The following is a 16191-nucleotide window of genomic DNA, read 5'->3' as shown; positions in this document are numbered from 1 at the left end:
GCCGGGCATCCCGGGACGCATCCCGCGGGCGCGGGCCGCGGCGAGCGCCCGGGTCCAGGCGAGGGTGAGGGCGTCCGGCTCGTCGGCCGGGCCGGGCTCCGCGGGGCCTGACGCGTCGGCAGGGGCCGGGGTCATACGGAGCCCCCCGGTCCGGCCGACCCGTCGAGGGCGGGGTCGGGGGCGTCCGACCCGTCGGGGGCGGGGTCGCCGGGCTCGACGTCGGGGCCCGTGATCGAGCTCAGCCCCGTCGCGGGGTCCCGCCGCACCGTGAGGACCCGGCCGGCCAGCTCGGGCGGCACGTCCTCCGCGACGGCCGCGGTGACCAGCACCTGCTCGGCCGCGAGCGCCCGCCCCGCCAGGTGCCGGCGCCGGCGCGCGTCGAGCTCGGCGAACACGTCGTCGAGCACGAGCACCGGCTCGCCGTCGTCGCCGCCGGTGTCGCGGAGCAGGTCGAAGGACCCCACCCGCAGGGCCAGCGCGGTCGACCAGGACTCGCCGTGGCTGGCGTACCCCCGAGCGGGCAGGCCGTTGACGACGAGGTCGACGTCGTCGCGGTGCGGTCCGACCAGCGTGGTGCCGCGGTCGATCTCCGCCGTGCGGGCCTGCGCCACGGCAGCGAGCAGCGCGTCGTGCAGCTCGGTGCGGTCGGTCGGCGGGGCGGGCAGCCCGGCGGTCGCCTCGGAGCGCACGCCGGGGTGCAGGCCGCGGGCGCGGTACGCCGTCCGGAGCGCGCCCGGCACGCCGGAGACGTCGGCGTAGGCCTGCTCGGCGTAGGGGGCCAGCTGCTCCAGGGTCCGCAGCCGGGCGGACAGCAGGTCGGCCCCGGTCTGCGCGAGCTGGCCGTCCCAGACCTCGAGGGTCGTCATGAGCCCGTCGCGGGCCTCGCCGCGCAGCCCCCGGGCGTTCTTGAGCAGGGCGCTGCGCTGGCGGACGACCCGCTCGTAGTCCGAGCGCACCCCGGCGTAGCGCGGGCTCAGCGCGACGAGCAGGTCGTCGACGAAGCGCCGCCGCTGGTCCGGCTCGCCCTTGACGACGGCGAGGTCCTCGGGGGCGAACACCACGGTCCGCAGCAGGCCGAGCACCTCGCGCGGGCGGGTGGGCGAGCGGTTGACCCGGGCGCGGTTGGCCCTGCCCGGCGTGATCTCCAGCTCGAGCAGGGCCGCCCGGCCGCCCCGCCGCAGCCGGCCGCGCACCACGGCCCGCTCGGCGCCGGAGCGCACGAGCGCCGCGTCCGTGGCGACGCGGTGGCTGCCGAGGGTGGCCAGGTAGGCCAGGGCCTCGACGACGTTGGTCTTGCCCTGCCCGTTGTCCCCGACCAGCGTGGTCACGCCGGGGCCGAGCGGCACCTCCGCCGTCGGGTAGGACCGGAAGTCCGTCAGCGACAGGTGCTCGACGTGCACGGGTCAGGGGGCGGGGCAGCGGGACCGGGCGGCCGGGCCGGTCAGGCCGGGCCGACGGTGGTGCTGCGGACCGAGTGCCCGCCGAACTGGTTGCGCAGCGCCGCGATCGCCTTCATCGCCGGGCTGTCCTCCTGGCGCGAGACGAACCGCGCGTACAGCGAGGCGGCGATCGTCGGGGTGGGGACCGCGTTGGCGATGCCCTCCATGACCGTCCACCGGCCCTCGCCGGAGTCCTCGGCGTAGCCGCTGACCTTCTCCAGGCGCGGGTCCTCCTTGAGCGCGGTGACCATGAGGTCCAGCAGCCAGGAGCGGACGACGGTGCCGCGGCGCCAGCCCTCGAAGATCGCCGGCACGTCGGTCACGGCGTCGGTGGCGCTGAGCAGCTCGTAGCCCTCGGCGAAGGCCTGCATGATCGCGTACTCGATGCCGTTGTGGACCATCTTCGCGTAGTGCCCGCCGCCGACCGGGCCGGCGTGGCTGAAGCCCTCCTCGCGGGCGCCCTCGGGGCGCAGCGCGTCGAAGACGGGCATGGCGCGCTCGACGTCCTCGGGTGCCCCGCCGACCATGAGCCCGTAGCCCTCGGTGATGCCCCAGACACCACCGGAGACGCCGCAGTCCAGGTAGGCGATGCCCTTCTCGGCGAGCATCGCCGCGTGCACCCGGTCGTCGGTGAAGCGGGAGTTGCCGCCCTCGATGACCATGTCGCCCGGCTCCAGCAGCTCGCCGAGCTCGGTGACGTTCTGACGAGTGATCTCCCCGCTGGGGACCATCACCCAGACGATCCGGGGGGCGGGCAGCGCCGCGACCATGTCGGCGAGGGTGGCGACGTCGGTGGTCGAGGGGTCCGGGGCGTAGCCGGTGACCTCGATGCCCGCCGCGCGGAGGCGGGTCCGCATGTTGCCGCCCATCTTGCCGAGACCGACCAGACCGATGTGCACGATGTGTCTCCTTCGTCCGGGTGCGTGGCCCCGACGGGGCCTGTACCGAGCGTGGTGCGGCTCAGCCGTCGGCGCGACCTGCGACACGGGTGGGCATGAGCAGGTACGTGTAGCCGCGGGTGTCCGTGGCGTCGGCGCTGTCGTGGCCGCTGAGCAGGACCGGCTTGGACGGCTGGGTGAACGACAGCCGGACGTACCTGGACCCCGTCGCCGACAGGCCGTCGATGAGGTACCCGGTGTTGAAGCCGATGGACAGGCCGGGACCGTCGACCGCCTCGACGGCGAGCGCGTCGCTGGCCTGGGCGTCCTCGCCGGTGCCGGCGTCCAGGACGATCTCGTCCTCGGTGACGGTGAGCCGCACGGGTGCCCGGTCGCCGATGAGCGCCATGCGGCGCACGCCGTCGACGAGCGAGGCCGTCTCGACGACGACCGTGGTGTCGGAGGACTCGGGGAACAGCCGGCGCACGGGCGGGTAGGCGCCGTCCATGAGCGGGACCGTCGTGCGGCGGCCGCCGGAGGAGATGCCGAGCAGCTCGCCGGGGCCGCTGGACAGCCCGATCTCCACGTCGCTGCCGGCGCCGAGGCTCTTGGCGATGTCGTTGAGGGTGCGCGCGCGGACGAGGAACGCCCGCTCGGCGCCGGCGTCGTCGCCGTCCCACTCGACCTCGCGCAGCGCGAGCCGGTAGCGGTCGGTGGCGACGAGGCTCAGCGAGCGCCCGTCGATCTCCACGCGGACGGCCGTGAGCACCGGCGGGGTCTCGTCGCGGGCGGCGGCGATGGCGACCTGGGCGACGGCGGCGCCGAAGACCTCGCCGGGGACCGAGCCGACGCGCTGCGGCGGCGGCGGGAGCTGCGGGTACTCCTCGACCGGCATGAGCGGCAGGGCGAAGCGGCTGCTGCCGGCCTCGACGCGCAGCTTGGAACCGTCGAGGAACAGCGTGACCGGCTTGTTCGGCAGCGTGCGGGCGATGTCGGACAGCAGCCGGCCCTGGACGAGGACCCGGCCCTCCTCGCTCACCTGCGCGGCCGCCGTCATGCGGGCCGAGACCTCGTAGTCGAACGCGGACAGCTGGAGGCCGTCGGGGACCGCCACGAGCAGGACGCCGGTGAGGACCGGGACCGGGGGGCGGGCCGGGAGCACACGGGTCGTCCAGGCGACCGCCTCCGCGAGCACGTCACGGTCGATCTGCAGTCGCACGGAGCCTCCTGTGGCGCGTGTCTGTGGTCCTCGGCGGGCTGCCGGTCGAGCCGTCCCGCGAGCCGGGAGCCCGAGACTAGTCGGATCGTCCCGGGTCCTCCTCCCCTCTGGGGGCCGTCCACACCACAGGTACGTCGGGGCAGCTGCTCTCAGATGGAGGGGTAGGTCGTCGTCATAGGGGCTGTGGATCCTGTGGACGGGCGACCTCCCGCCGGACGCCACGCCGCCGCCACGTGCGACGACACCTCTGTCGGGTGCCGTCCGCGCCGGTGGACAGGGTGTGGACGCAGGGGGCCGCCGTCGGGGGGCGGCTGTGGAGGGCGCGCCGCCGTCCCCGGGTCGTCCCCCGCCGGCCGTCCCTACGACGACCTGGGCGCACACGGACGGGTCGTGGGTCCACAGGTTGTCCACAGAACCTGTGGACAGTACGGAGAGACACGTCGGACGCACAACGCGTCAGCGGACGCACAGGCTGTGGACAGCGCTGTGGACAGCACGAGAGGCCGGAGCCCCTGGAGGGACCCCGGTCGGGCACGTCAGGACCGCCGGGCCCTGCGCCGCGTCGGCTCAGCGGGTCCCGGACTGGCGCTTGAGCCGGCTCGTCAGCTCGGTGACCTGGTTGTAGACGGCCATCCGCTCGCTCATCAGGCCGCGTATCTTCCGCTCGGCGTGCATGACGGTGGTGTGGTCCCGGCCGCCGAACGCCTGGCCGATCTTGGGCAGCGACAGCTCGGTGAGCTCCCGGCACAGGTACATGGCGATCTGGCGCGCGTTGACGAGCACCCTGGAGCGCGAGCTGCCGTGCAGGTCCTCGACGGTGACCCCGAAGAAGCTCGACGTCTCGGCCATGATCTGCGACGCCGTGATGGCGGGCTGGTCGGCGGCGGGGATGAGGTCCTTGAGGACGACGTCGGCGAGCTGGGTCGTCAGGGGCTGCCGGTGCAGGCTCGCGAAGGCGGTCACCCGGATCAGGGCGCCCTCGAGCTCGCGGATGTTCGTCGAGATCCGGGAGGCGATGTACTCCATGATCTCGTCCGGCACCGCGAGGGAGTCGACGATCGCCTTCTTGCGGAGGATGGCGATCCGGGTCTCGAGGTCGGGCGGCTGCACGTCGGTGAGCAGGCCCCACTCGAAGCGGCTGCGCATCCGGTCCTCGAAGCCCTGCAGCTGCTTGGGCGGCACGTCGCTGGTGATGACCACCTGCTTGTTGCCGTTGTGCAGCGCGTTGAAGGTGTGGAAGAACTCCTCCTGCGTCTGCACCTTGTTCTGCAGGAACTGGATGTCGTCGATGAGCAGCACGTCGACCTCGCGGTAGCGGCTGTGGAACGCGGCCGCCCGGTCGTCGCGGATCGAGTTGATGAAGTCGTTGGTGAACTCCTCGGAGTTCACGTACCGCACGCGCATGCCGCCGTAGAGGCTCTGGACGTAGTGGCCGATGGCGTGGAGCAGGTGGGTCTTGCCCAGCCCGGACTCCCCGTAGACGAACAGCGGGTTGTAGGCCTTGGCCGGCGCCTCGGCGACCGCGACCGCCGCGGCGTGCGCGAAGCGGTTGGAGGCACCGATGACGAAGGTCTCGAAGGTGTAGCGGGGGTTGAGCCGCGCCTCGGCCTCCTCCGCCAGGGTCCGCCGGCGGGTGGCGGCGCCGCGCTGGCTGTCGTGGTGGCCGGCGTGGCGGCCCCGGATCTCGCGCAGCTCGGCCGGTGAGCGGTCGTCCTCGTCGTCGATGTCCGTGAGGTCGAGGACCTGCCGGTCGCCGCCCAGGTCGCGGCGCACCCCGTGGTCGCCGAGCCGGTCGAAGGGGAGCACGTGGGCGGGGGCCGCACCGCCGTCGAGGCCGCCGAGACCCGGGTCGACGACGACCGCGAGCCGCCACTGCTGCCCGGTGGTCTCCGAGAGCGCGTCGACGACGGTGTCGAGCAGCTTGGTCTCGATGAGCTGGCGGTCGAAGGAGCTGGCGACCGCGACCTGGGCGGTGTCGACCTCGAGGGCGACCAGCCGGGCCGAGCGGAGCTGGCCCCGGTGCAGCGGGGACAGGTCCGAGGGCATCGCCGCAATGCTGGCGGCCCAGGTCGCCGCGAGCTCCTCCGAGGTCGCCGCGCGCCCTGCGTCCGTCATCGGTGCTCCTCCGGAAGTCGTCGTCCACACCCTTGTCCACAGGTGTGGACTGCGACGGACGGGAGGCGCACGGAACGTAACGTGCAGGGTGCTCAGCGTGCAAGGTTCCCGGCTTCGTCCCGGCCGCAGTCGCTGCGGCCGTCCCGCGCGCCTCACCCCAGGGTGCCCGGCGCTCTGAGACTGTAGACGGTTGGCGGGGCCGGGTGCAGCCATCCGGCCGAGCCGGTGCACGGCGACCCGCCCGGGTGGGGACGACGGTGCCGGGCACCCCCGCCGAGCCGATACCCTGGGCAGGGCCCGCTCGGTGGTTTGACCCGTCGTCGCAGGTCACGTACTTTTGTGCGGTTGTCCCGGCCCCGGCCGGCTGCCCGCAGTCCCCGAGGATCGGTGAGAGGTTCCAGTGAGCAAGCGCACGTTCCAGCCGAAGAACCGTCGGCGTGCCCGCACGCACGGTTTCCGCCTTCGCATGTCGACCCGCGCCGGCCGCGCCATCCTGGCCGCCCGCCGCGCCAAGGGTCGCTCCGAGCTCTCCGCCTGACCGGCCGGGACACGGAGGCGTCGCTGAGCGCCACGACCCCCGCACCCCTGTCCTGCGCCGCCCCCGGGCCGCGCCGGGGCAGGGGTGCCGTCGTCTGACGTGGGCCTGCCCGCCGGGCGCCGCCTGAGGCGCAGCCCGGACATCACCGCCGTCGTGCGCCGCGGCCGCCGGGTCCGTGCGGGCGGGCTCGTCGTGCACGGCAGGCGCCGCGAGGCCGTCGACGGCACCCACCCGACCGGTCCACGGGTGGCGTTCGTCGCCCCCCGCACCTGCGGGCCGGCCGTCCGGCGCAACCGGACCCGTCGTCGGGTCCAGGAGCAGCTGCAGGCGATGGTGCGCGGCGGGACCCTGGACGCCGACGTGGACCTCGTGGTCCGCCTGCTGCCCGAGGCCACCGGGGCGTCCACGCCCGAGCTCGGTGCCTGGCTGGCCGCCGCGCTGCGGAAGCTGGGGGTGCACCGGTGACCGCACCGCCCCCGACGGGCCTCCGCCGGGCCGGCCGGCTGCTGTGGCTCGCGCCCCGCGAGGCCGTGGTCCTCGTGCTGCGGCTCTACCAGCTCACCCTGTCGCCGCTGCTCGGTCCTGTCTGTCGGTTCGCGCCCTCGTGCTCGTCGTACGCTGTGACGGCGGTCCGCCGCTACGGCGTCCTGCACGGCGGCTGGCTCACGGCACGGCGGCTGGCTCGCTGCCACCCCTGGAACGACGGGGGCTGGGACCCGGTCCCGGAGCGGCCCCACGAGCACAGCACCACGACGTCCTGAGGAGGACCTGGACCGCATGGGCGACTTCTTCGCGAGCCTGCTGTACCCGCTGGAGTGGGTGGTCGCCTGGATCATGGTGACCGCGCACACGGGTCTGGAGGCCGTCGGCTTCGACCCCGCGGGCGGGCCGGCGTGGGTGCTGTCCATCGTCGCGCTCGTGCTCGTCATCCGCACCGCGCTGATCCCGCTCTTCGTGCGCCAGATCAAGGCGTCGCGGCAGATGCAGATCATCCAGCCGGAGCTGAAGAAGGTCCAGGACAAGTACCGCGGGAAGAACGACCAGGCCTCCCGCGAGGCGATGACCAAGGAGACGATGGAGCTCTACAAGAGCTCCAAGACGAACCCGTTCGCCTCGTGCCTGCCGATCCTCCTGCAGATGCCGATCTTCTTCGCGCTGTTCCGCGTGCTCAACGGCATCCGCAGCGGCCGCGGCACCGGGCCGTTCGACCAGACGCTCGTCGAGCAGGCCCAGCAGGCCCGGATCTTCGGCTCAGAGCTGTCCGCGACGTTCCTCGACCCGACCGGCCCGTGGACCTACCTGGTCGCCGCGATCCTCGTCGTCGTCATGTGCCTGTCGCAGTTCTACGTGCAGAAGATGCTCATGACGAAGAACATGTCCGCCGCCGCGCTGGACAGCCCGTTCTTCAAGCAGCAGAAGATGCTGCTCTACATCCTCCCCATCGTCTTCGCGGTCTCCGGCATCGGCTTCCCGATCGGCGTGCTCCTGTACTGGTGCGTGACGAACCTCTACTCCGCCGTGCAGCAGACCATCGTCATCCGCAACCTCCCCGCGCCCGGGTCGCCGGCGGAGAAGGAGCTCGAGGCCCGTCGCCTCAAGGCTGCGACCCGCAAGTCGGAGCGCACGGGCCGGCCGGTCCACGAGATCCTCGGCAAGCCAGAGCCCTTGCCTGTGGCGGTGGCTGACCCGGTCAAGCGTGCGCAGCCCAAGCGGCAGCCCAAGAGCAAGCGACGTCCCGGCGCCGCCTGAGCCACCCCTCCACCGGCCCGGGGACCCGTCCCCCGGCCCGGTGCGCACCTCCCGGGACGGGGCCGACGACACCGCCGTCGCAGACGGCACCGCACCGCCCCGAGGGGCGCACCTGAGGAGGAACCGTGGACACCACGGCCGACAGCACGACCGGCGCCGCCGCACCCGAGGCCGCCGAGGGGGTCTCCGCGACGACGGGCGCGGCGGTCGGGGACCGTCCCGCCGTCACCGCCGACGTGGGCGACGAGGCCACCGAGGGGACCGGCGCCACCCCCGCACGGGAGGCGCGCGAGCCCCGGGCGCCCCGGCAGGGCGAGCAGTCGAGCAAGCAGAAGCTGCTGGACGCCGAGGGCGACGCCGCGGCGGACTACCTCGAGGAGCTGCTCGACATCGCCGACCTGGACGGCGACATCGACATCTTCGTGGAGAACGGCCGGGCCAGCGTGGCGGTCCTGGCCGACGAGGCCGACCCCACCGGCCTGCAGGTGCTCGTCGGTCCCGGCGGGGAGGTCCTCGACGCCCTGCAGGAGCTCACCCGCCTGGCCGCGCAGGCCAAGACCGGCGAGCGGAGCCGGCTCCTGCTGGACATCGCCGGCTTCCGCGAGGACCGTCGTAGCACCGCCGCCGGCATCGCGGCCGACGCCGTCAGCCGGGTCCGGGCCAGCGGCGAGAGCGTGCAGCTGGAGCCGATGCCGGCCTACCAGCGCAAGGCCGTGCACGACGCGGTCGCCGAGGCCGGCCTGCGGAGCGAGTCCGACGGCGCCGAGCCGGACCGCTACGTCGTCGTCCACCCCGCCTGAGCCGTCGGTGACCCAGCGGGTCCTCGCCCCCGTGCACCCGTGACGCAGACCCCGGAGGCCGCACCAGTCCCGCCCGAGGCCGCGGCCGTGTTCGGCGACCGCGTGGACCTCGCCGCGCGGTACGCGGGGCTGCTCGCCACCAGCGGGACCGAGCGAGGGCTCATCGGTCCTCGCGAGGCCGACCGGCTCTGGGACCGTCACCTGCTCAACTCCGCTGTCGTGGGCGAGCTCGTTCCCGACGGCGCACGGGTCCTCGACGTCGGGTCGGGGGCGGGGCTGCCCGGCATCCCGCTCGCCATCGCCCGACCGGACGTGCAGGTGGAGCTCGTCGAGCCGTTGCTGCGCCGGACCTCGTGGCTCGACGAGGTGCTCGTCGAGCTCGGCCTCACCGGCTCCGTCGTGGTGACCCGCGGCAAGGTCGCCGTCATCGGGCCCCGCCAGGTGGACGTCGTCACGGCGCGCGCCGTAGCCCCGCTGGAGCGGCTGCTCCCGATGTGCATGCCCCTGCTGCGGCCCGGCGGGGTGCTGCTCGCGCTCAAGGGCGAGCAGGCCCAGACCGAGGTCGACGCGGTCGCACGGCAGGCCTCGCGGTGGCGGGTGTCGTCGCTGGACGTGGGACGATGCGGCAGTGGCGTACTGGGAGAAGCGACGACGGTCGTCGTTGCGCGTCGCTCCGGCTGATCCCACCTCTGGAGAGGCGTCGAGCGACGGGTCCACCGCCCGACTGACGGCGTCCGACGGCGCCGATAGCGAGTCGCCGATCACCCCTGTGGGTGCCGTTTCACGTGAAACCGCTCCCGAGACATATGGCGACGACGACGCGGCCGGGGTTTCACGTGAAACGGCGGCTGCGCCGGTAGCCGCCGTAGCAACCGGCCAGCGCGAGGACAGCACCGACGCACCGGGCGCCACGGCTGCCGCACCGGACGGCCCGGCGGCGGCGCGGACGTCGGTCGACCCCCTGTCCGACGAGGAGTGGCGGACCGAGGTCGCGTCAGCCATCCCCACCGCCGGGGACGAGACGCCGCTGGCTCAGGAGATCGCCACCGATGCGCGACGTCGGCTGGCGATCCACGGCCGGCAGTTCCCCCCGCCTGCCCACGGCACCCGTGTCTTCACCGTCGCCAACCAGAAGGGTGGCGTGGGCAAGACGACGACCGCCGTCAACGTGGCCGCCGCCCTCGCCCAGGGCGGCCTGCGGGTGCTCGTCGTCGACGCCGACCCCCAGGGCAACGCCAGCACGGCCCTGGGGGTCGAGCACCACGGCGACGTCGCCGGGATCTATGACGTGCTCATGGGCGAGATGACCCTCGCCGAGGTCGTGCAGGACTGCCCGGAGGTCGACGGGGTGACGTGCGCGCCGGCCACCCTGGACCTGTCCGGCGCGGAGATCGAGCTCGTCCCGGTCGAGGCGCGCGAGTACCGGCTGCGCACGGCGATCGACGCCTACCTGGCCGAGGTCGCCGAGCCGCCGCACTACGTCCTCATCGACAGCCCGCCCAGCCTCGGCCTGCTGACGCTCAACACCCTGGTGGCCGCCCGCGAGGTGCTGGTGCCGATCCAGTGCGAGTACTACGCGCTCGAGGGCGTCACGCAGCTCATGCGAACCGTCGACCTGGTCCAGGAGCACCTCAACCCCGAGCTCACGGTGTCGACGGTGCTGCTCACCATGAACGACCGCCGGACCCGCCTGGCCGCGGACGTGTCCGCGCAGGTCAGGGAGGTGTTCGGCGACCGGGTGCTCCGGACGTCGATCCCGCGCTCGGTGCGGGTGAGCGAGGCGCCGAGCCACCTGCAGACCGTCATGACCTACGACCCGACGTCCAGCGGCGCGCTCTCGTACCTCGAGGCCGCCCAGGAGATCGCCACCAGAGGAGCAGCCGCCGATGAGCGATAAGCGACGAGGGCTCGGCCGCGGGATCGGCGCGCTCATCCCGCCGGCGACGACGGGCAAGCCCCGGCCCGCGGTCCCCACCGCCCCGCGCGATCGCCCGGTCGACGTCTTCTTCCCCGCCGGCCCCGGTGGGCGCGCTGCAGAGCAGGCCGCCCCTGCCACGGGCGGGGACAACCCAGCGGCCGACGACGACGCCGGCTCCGGCGCCCCGTCGCAGGGTGCGGTGGCCTCCACCGACGATGCGGACCGGCTCACCGAGCCGCTGCGCACGGCGGACGACGGGCCTGTCCTCGAGACGCACGACCTCGTCGAGGTCCCCGGGGCCGAGTTCGCGGAGATCCCCGTCGGAGCGGTCCGACCCAACTCGTGGCAGCCCCGGCAGGTCTTCGACCAGGACGCGATGGACGAGCTCGAGCACAGCGTGCGCGAGATCGGCGTGCTCCAGCCCGTGGTCGTGCGGCGGCTGCCCGAGCCCGAGGGCGACGTCGCCTTCGAGCTCATCATGGGCGAGCGACGCTGGCGCGCGAGCACCGCCGCGGGCCTGGCGACCGTGCCGGCGATCATCCGGGCCACCGACGACGACGTCATGCTCAGGGACGCGCTGCTGGAGAACCTCCACCGCAGCGAGCTCAACCCGCTCGAGGAGGCCGCGGCCTACCAGCAGCTGCTCGACGACTTCGGCTGCACCCAGGACGAGCTGTCCCGCCGGATCGGCCGCTCGCGCCCGCAGATCTCCAACACCATCCGGCTGCTGCGGCTCCCGCCGGCTGTCCAGCGGCGCGTCGCGGCGGGGGTGCTGTCCGCCGGGCACGCCCGCGCGCTGCTCGGCCTCGACGACGCCGGCGCGGCCGAGCGGCTGGCCCAGCGCATCGTCACCGAGGGCCTGTCGGTCCGGGTCGTCGAGGAGATCGTGTCCTCGCAGGGTGTGCGGCCGGCCCGTGCTGCGCAGCCGCGGGCGGGACGGCACCTGCCTCTGCTCGACGGGGTCGCCTCACGCCTGTCCGACCGGCTCGACACCCGGGTCAAGGTCGCCCTGGGCAAGAACCGAGGACGGCTCACGGTGGAGTTCGCGACGGTCGAGGACCTGGACCGCATCCTGGCGGTGCTGGACCCGGGCGGCCCCGGGGTGCTCCAGGGGGGCGGACCTGTGGCGCAGACGTCTGGCCGCGGGGACGACGGCGTCTCTGAGGACATCGAGGTCTGAGGCGCGAGCCGCAGGTGAGGCCGCGCGTTTCACGTGAAACGCCGCCCGCTCACCAGGTTCGTCCATCGCTCCGACCGCGGGAGCCGCTCGACCCTGGAGTCGCGCGTTTCACGTGGAACGTGGCGAAGCCTGGCAGTGGGCCACTCAGCGGCGGAGAGCCGCCACTGCGAGCGCCCGGTACAGGACGGGCAGGGTCTCCCCCGCCGCCACGACGGCCTGGGGCAGCAGGCTCGTGCCGGTCAGCCCGGGCGAGGTGTTGACCTCGAGGAACCACGGGGTGCCGTCCTCGGAGACGATCCAGTCGCTGCGGCTGATCGACGACAGCCCGAGCGTCTCGTGCACGGCCACGGACTCGGCACGGAGGCGGTCGAGGACCGCGTCGGGCAGCCGGGCGGGGCTGTGGAACTCCGTCGCGCCGGCCGTGTAGCGCGCCTCGTAGTCGTAGGAGCCGGAGTCGGGGGCGATCTCCACCGGCGGGAGCGCGCGCGGCCCGGAGCCGTCGTCGACCACCCCGACGGCCACCTCGACCCCGCTGACCAGGCGCTCGACCCGGCAGGCGGAGTCGTGCCCGAGGGCGGCCATCATGGCCCGGGCCAGGTGCGCCTCGTCGTGCACGACGCCGACACCCAGGCTCGAGCCGCCGTGGACGGGCTTGACCACCACGGGCACCGGGAGCGTCCGGGTGACGTGCGGCAGCAGGGCGTCGGCACCCAGGTCGCGCAGCACGCCGTGGGTGAGGGTGACCGACGGGGGCACGCACGTCCCGGCGCGGGCCACGACCGCCGCGGTCGACGTCTTGTCCCAGGCCAGCCGGGCGGCGGCGGCGGACGAGCCGACCACCGGCAGCCCGAGCAGCTCGAGGACCTGCAGCAGCGACCCGTCCTCGCCGCCGGCCCCGTGCAGCACGGGCCAGACGACGTCGGGGCGGCGGCGGGTGACGACGTCCACCAGGTCGGCGCCGGCGTCGACCGCGGCCGCCTGGACCCCGGCCTCGTGCAGTGCGGCGACGACACGGCGACCGGAGGCCAGGGACACCTCGCGCTCGGCGGACAGCCCGCCGGCGAGGACGAGCACGTCGAGGTCGGTGCTCATGCGGTGTCGGAGGCCGGACGGTCGGCGTGGGCGGGCAGCGTACGGGCGTCGTCGGGGCGCAGCGTGCTGCCGAACGTCTGGACGAGCTCCTGCTCGGCGGCGACGACCGCGGTCAGCCGTCGCACGCCCTCGACCAGGCGCTCCGGGGTCGGGAAGCAGAACGACAGGCGGACGTGGTCGCTGCCGCCGCCGTCGGCGTGGAAGGCCGTGCCGGGGACGTAGGCCACCCGCGCGGCGACGGCGCGGGGCAGCATGGCCGCGGCGTCGACGCCCTCGGGCAGGCGGACCCAGGTGAAGAAGCCGCCCTCGGGCCGCGTGGCGTGCGCCTGGGGCAGCTGCTGCTCCAGGGCGCCGAGCAGCGCGTCCCGGCGCTCCCGGTAGGTGCCCCGCAGCACCTTGACGTGGGCGCGCCAGTCGCTGCCCGCCAGGTACGTGGCGACCACGCGCTGGGAGAACATCGACGGGCAGAGCACCGACGCCTCGGCCGCCAGCACGAGCTTGGCCCGGATGGCGGGGGGCGCCACGGCCCAGCCGACCCGCAGGCCCGGGGCGAAGGTCTTGGAGAACGAGCCGAGGTACACGACCCCGCCCGGGTCGAGCGACCGCATGGCCGCCAGCGGCTCGGAGTCGAAGCCGAGCAGGGCGTACGGGTCGTCCTCGATGACGAGCACTCCGTCGCGCCGGCACTGCTCGAGCAGCTCGACGCGCCGGGCCGCGGACGTGGTGGCCCCGCTGGGGTTCTGGTGGTGGGGCACGACGTACAGCGCCTTGACGCGCCGCCCCTCGCTCCGTGCCTGGGCCACCGCCGCCGCGACGGCCGCCGGCTCGGCGCCCTGCGGCCCCGTCTCGACGTGCCGGATGTCCGCCTCGTAGCTGCGCAGCACGCCGAGGGCGCCGACGTAGCTCGGGGACTCGACGAGGACGACGTCGCCCGGGTCGACGAGGATGCGGACGAGGAGGTCCAGCGCGTGCTGGGACCCGGTGGTGACGACGACGTCGTCGGGGTCGCAGGTGACGCCCACGGTGGTCATGACGTCGACGATCTGCTCCCGGGCAAGGCTGTCACCTTGACCCGAGCCGTACTGCAGGGCGACGGACGCCTGCTCGGCCGCGCACCGGCGGACGATCTCGGCGACCTCGCCGAGCGGCAGGGCGTCCAGGGTCGGCATGCCGCCGGCGAGGCTGACGACCTCGGGGCGGCTGGCGACCGCGAACAGGGCGCGGATCTCGGAGGCGGTCATGCCGACCGCCCGGCGGCTGTACGAGCCGTGCCAGCGGTCCAGGCGTGTCCCCGACACCGTCCACCTCCTCGCGGCCCCGGAGGGCGTCGTGCCGCCGGGCCCGTCCGTGCAGGCGACGGTCGAGTCTGTCACGGCCGCCACGCGACGGAGCCGCCCCACCCCGGAGGGTGGGACGGCTCCGGTCACGCCTGCGGGCAGCGGGGCCCGCGGCTGGGCTCGTCAGCCGACGTAGTCCTCGAGCTCCTTGACCAGGCGCGGCTTGGGGTGCGCGCCGACGAGGCTCTTGACCAGCTCGCCGCCCTTGTACACGTTGAGGGTCGGGATGCTCACCACGCCGTAGGCGGCCGCGGTGCGCGGGTTCTCGTCGGTGTTGACCTTCACCACGGTGATCTTGTCCTTGTACTCCTCGGACAGCTCCTCGAGGATCGGGCCGACCTGGCGGCACGGGCCGCACCAGGGCGCCCAGAAGTCGACGAGCACGGGCTTGTCGGACTGGAGGACGTCGCGGTCGAAGTCGGCGTCGGTCGTGGAGGTGGTGGCCATGGTGGTGCTCCGTTCTGCGGTGGGGGTGGGACGTGCGCGGGGGTGGTCTGTGCGTCAGTCGACGGTGGCGAGGTGCGGGACCGTCGGGTTGTCCTCGGTGGCCTCGGGGAACGCCGTGGTGGCGGCCGCGATGACGTCGTGGGTGTCCGACAGCGCCGCGAGGTAGCGCTCGGCGTCCAGGGCCGCGGCGCAGCCGGAGCCGGCCGCCGTGATGGCCTGCATGTACTCGTGGTCCAGCACGTCGCCGGCCGCGAAGACACCGGGCAGCGAGGTGCGGCCGGACCGGCCGTCGACCTCGATGAAGCCGTTCTCGTCCAGGGCGAGCTGACCGCGGACCAGGTCGGTGCGGGGGTCGTGGCCGATGGCGACGAAGAGGCCGCTCACGTCCATCTGCGATTCCTCGCCGGTCACCGTGTCGCGGAGCCTAAGCCCGTCGACCGAGGTCTCGCCGAGCACGTCGACGACCTCGGTGTTCCAGCGGAACCGCATCTTGGGGTCGGTGAACGCCCGGCGCTGCATGATCTTGCTGGCGCGCAGCTCGTCGCGACGGTGGACGAGGGTGACGGTGCGGGCGAACCGGGTGAGGAAGGTGGCCTCCTCGACCGCGGAGTCGCCGCCGCCGACGACGACGATGTCCTTCTCCTTGAAGAAGAAGCCGTCGCACGTGGCGCACCAGCTCACCCCGCGCCCGGACAGGCGCTTCTCGTTCTCCAGGCCGATCTCGCGGTAGGCGCTGCCCGTGGCGATGATGACGGCGAGGGCGCGGACGGTCTCGCCGGAGCCGGTGACCAGCTCCTTGACGTCGCCCTCGAGCCGCATCTCGACGATGTCGTCGGCCACGAGCTCGGCGCCGAAGCGCTCGGCCTGGGCGCGCAGGTTGTCCATGAGGTCCGGGCCCATGACGCCGGTCGGGAAGCCGGGGTAGTTCTCGACGTCCGTGGTGTTCATGAGCGCGCCGCCGGCCTGCACCGACGACTCGAAGACCAGGGGCGCGAGGTCCGCGCGCGCCGCGTAGATGGCGGCGGTGTACCCGGCGGGACCGGACCCGACGACGACGACCTGACGGACGTCCGTACCGGTGGTGGTGGTGCTCATGCCCTGTTCCTCCTCGTGTGGTCCGGTCCTGTCAACCGGCGGCGGCGCGCCGTTGTTCCGCCCCCGGCCCGTGACCCGGGCCGCCCCTGGTCAGGGCGTGACGGTGAAGAACTTGAACTGGCCCTCGTCGATGCCGCCGCAGTCGGCGCCGACGACGTACACCTCGTAGGCGACGCCGGCCGCGTCGGGGACGACGACCACGGTGGACTCGATGCCGTCCACGAACGCCAGGTCGACGGCGGTTGCGGTGCTCGAGGCCCCGGAGGTCACCGCCTCGACGCAGTCGGCCAGCGCCTCCGGCTCGGACAGCGGGCTCTCGTCGGCGTCCGGCGGGGCGGGCGCGGCGGCCGTCGAGCCGGCCGGGGCGGACCCGCCGGGCGCGGG

The 16191-nt window shown here is 74.0% G+C and carries 17 protein-coding genes; 8 read left to right on the top strand and 9 right to left on the bottom strand.

Annotation, left to right across the window (positions count from 1 at the left end; genetic code table 11):
* Nucleotides 1–131: 131 nt before the first annotated feature.
* The 4 genes from recF to dnaA all read right to left on the bottom strand — a co-directional run bounded on the left by recF (nucleotide 132) and on the right by dnaA (nucleotide 5651).
* Nucleotides 132–1400, bottom strand: a complete 1269-nt coding sequence (recF, locus tag WCS02_RS09235) for a DNA replication/repair protein RecF (RefSeq protein WP_340292276.1) — start codon at nucleotides 1398–1400, stop codon at nucleotides 132–134.
* Nucleotides 1401–1441: 41 nt separating this feature from the next.
* The gene (gene gnd / locus WCS02_RS09230) at nucleotides 1442–2425 is read right to left on the bottom strand and encodes a phosphogluconate dehydrogenase (NAD(+)-dependent, decarboxylating) (protein ID WP_465252401.1); all 984 of its coding nucleotides are present in this window, start codon (nucleotides 2423–2425) and stop codon (nucleotides 1442–1444) included.
* Nucleotides 2400–3536, bottom strand: coding sequence for a DNA polymerase III subunit beta (gene dnaN, locus WCS02_RS09225; RefSeq protein ID WP_340292271.1), 1137 nt, complete (start codon nucleotides 3534–3536; stop codon nucleotides 2400–2402). The genes gnd and dnaN overlap by 26 nt, the downstream gene beginning before the upstream one ends.
* A gap of 567 nt (nucleotides 3537–4103) precedes the next feature.
* Complete coding sequence (gene dnaA, locus WCS02_RS09220) at nucleotides 4104–5651, bottom strand: chromosomal replication initiator protein DnaA (protein ID WP_340292269.1); 1548 nt, start codon at nucleotides 5649–5651, stop codon at nucleotides 4104–4106.
* A 400-nt stretch (nucleotides 5652–6051) separates the two neighbouring features.
* On the opposite strand from dnaA, the gene rpmH reads away from it, so the two are divergent.
* The 8 genes from rpmH (at nucleotide 6052) to WCS02_RS09180 (ending at nucleotide 11836) form a co-directional block, all read left to right on the top strand.
* The gene (gene rpmH, locus WCS02_RS09215; protein ID WP_340292267.1) at nucleotides 6052–6189 is read left to right on the top strand and encodes a 50S ribosomal protein L34; all 138 of its coding nucleotides are present in this window, start codon (nucleotides 6052–6054) and stop codon (nucleotides 6187–6189) included.
* Between the two features lie 99 nt (nucleotides 6190–6288).
* The gene (locus WCS02_RS09210) at nucleotides 6289–6654 is read left to right on the top strand and encodes a ribonuclease P protein component (protein WP_340292265.1); all 366 of its coding nucleotides are present in this window, start codon (nucleotides 6289–6291) and stop codon (nucleotides 6652–6654) included.
* The gene (gene yidD / locus WCS02_RS09205; RefSeq protein WP_340292263.1) at nucleotides 6651–6950 is read left to right on the top strand and encodes a membrane protein insertion efficiency factor YidD; all 300 of its coding nucleotides are present in this window, start codon (nucleotides 6651–6653) and stop codon (nucleotides 6948–6950) included. The genes WCS02_RS09210 and yidD overlap by 4 nt, the downstream gene beginning before the upstream one ends.
* A 16-nt stretch (nucleotides 6951–6966) precedes the next feature.
* Nucleotides 6967–7938 (top strand): membrane protein insertase YidC, encoded by a 972-nt coding sequence (gene yidC / locus WCS02_RS09200; RefSeq protein ID WP_340292261.1) that lies wholly within the window; start codon nucleotides 6967–6969, stop codon nucleotides 7936–7938.
* Nucleotides 7939–8063: 125 nt separating this feature from the next.
* Nucleotides 8064–8738, top strand: coding sequence for a Jag family protein (locus tag WCS02_RS09195; protein ID WP_452039068.1), 675 nt, complete (start codon nucleotides 8064–8066; stop codon nucleotides 8736–8738).
* A gap of 39 nt (nucleotides 8739–8777) precedes the next feature.
* Nucleotides 8778–9419: a 16S rRNA (guanine(527)-N(7))-methyltransferase RsmG gene (rsmG, locus tag WCS02_RS09190; protein ID WP_340292259.1), complete on the top strand. Its 642-nt coding sequence runs from the start codon at nucleotides 8778–8780 to the stop codon at nucleotides 9417–9419.
* Between the two features lie 280 nt (nucleotides 9420–9699).
* Nucleotides 9700–10635 (top strand): ParA family protein, encoded by a 936-nt coding sequence (locus WCS02_RS09185; RefSeq protein ID WP_340292279.1) that lies wholly within the window; start codon nucleotides 9700–9702, stop codon nucleotides 10633–10635.
* Nucleotides 10625–11836: a ParB/RepB/Spo0J family partition protein gene (locus WCS02_RS09180; RefSeq protein WP_340292257.1), complete on the top strand. Its 1212-nt coding sequence runs from the start codon at nucleotides 10625–10627 to the stop codon at nucleotides 11834–11836. The genes WCS02_RS09185 and WCS02_RS09180 overlap by 11 nt, the downstream gene beginning before the upstream one ends.
* A gap of 144 nt (nucleotides 11837–11980) precedes the next feature.
* Here WCS02_RS09180 and WCS02_RS09175 read toward each other — a convergent pair whose 3' ends face one another.
* The 5 genes from WCS02_RS09175 to WCS02_RS09155 form a co-directional block, all read right to left on the bottom strand.
* Nucleotides 11981–12928, bottom strand: coding sequence for a D-alanine--D-alanine ligase family protein (locus WCS02_RS09175; protein WP_340292255.1), 948 nt, complete (start codon nucleotides 12926–12928; stop codon nucleotides 11981–11983).
* Nucleotides 12925–14226 (bottom strand): aminotransferase-like domain-containing protein, encoded by a 1302-nt coding sequence (locus tag WCS02_RS09170; RefSeq protein ID WP_340292252.1) that lies wholly within the window; start codon nucleotides 14224–14226, stop codon nucleotides 12925–12927. The genes WCS02_RS09175 and WCS02_RS09170 overlap by 4 nt, the downstream gene beginning before the upstream one ends.
* Nucleotides 14227–14388: 162 nt before the next feature.
* Nucleotides 14389–14712: a thioredoxin gene (trxA, locus tag WCS02_RS09165; protein ID WP_340292250.1), complete on the bottom strand. Its 324-nt coding sequence runs from the start codon at nucleotides 14710–14712 to the stop codon at nucleotides 14389–14391.
* 54 nt (nucleotides 14713–14766) lie between these two features.
* Entirely contained in the window at nucleotides 14767–15807 is a 1041-nt protein-coding gene (gene trxB / locus WCS02_RS09160) for a thioredoxin-disulfide reductase (RefSeq protein ID WP_340292247.1), read from the bottom strand.
* 90 nt (nucleotides 15808–15897) lie between these two features.
* On the bottom strand, nucleotides 15898–16191 hold a 294-nt coding region (locus tag WCS02_RS09155), incomplete at its 5' end, for a hypothetical protein (RefSeq protein WP_340292245.1).

The organism is Aquipuribacter hungaricus (genome assembly GCF_037860755.1).
GTDB classification, from domain to species: domain Bacteria; phylum Actinomycetota; class Actinomycetes; order Actinomycetales; family JBBAYJ01; genus Aquipuribacter; species Aquipuribacter hungaricus.
Note: the sequence above shows the minus strand (reverse complement) of the source record. Positions and strands in the feature narration are given on the sequence as shown.

Coding starts and splice junctions, on each gene's coding strand:
- dnaA (WP_340292269.1), bottom strand. CDS start 5,651: ATGACGGACGCAGGGCGCGCGGCGACCTCGGAGGAGCTCGCGGCGACC.
- WCS02_RS09175 (WP_340292255.1), bottom strand. CDS start 12,928: ATGAGCACCGACCTCGACGTGCTCGTCCTCGCCGGCGGGCTGTCCGCC.
- yidC (WP_340292261.1), top strand. CDS start 6,967: ATGGGCGACTTCTTCGCGAGCCTGCTGTACCCGCTGGAGTGGGTGGTC.
- WCS02_RS09180 (WP_340292257.1), top strand. CDS start 10,625: ATGAGCGATAAGCGACGAGGGCTCGGCCGCGGGATCGGCGCGCTCATC.
- trxA (WP_340292250.1), bottom strand. CDS start 14,712: ATGGCCACCACCTCCACGACCGACGCCGACTTCGACCGCGACGTCCTC.
- trxB (WP_340292247.1), bottom strand. CDS start 15,807: ATGAGCACCACCACCACCGGTACGGACGTCCGTCAGGTCGTCGTCGTC.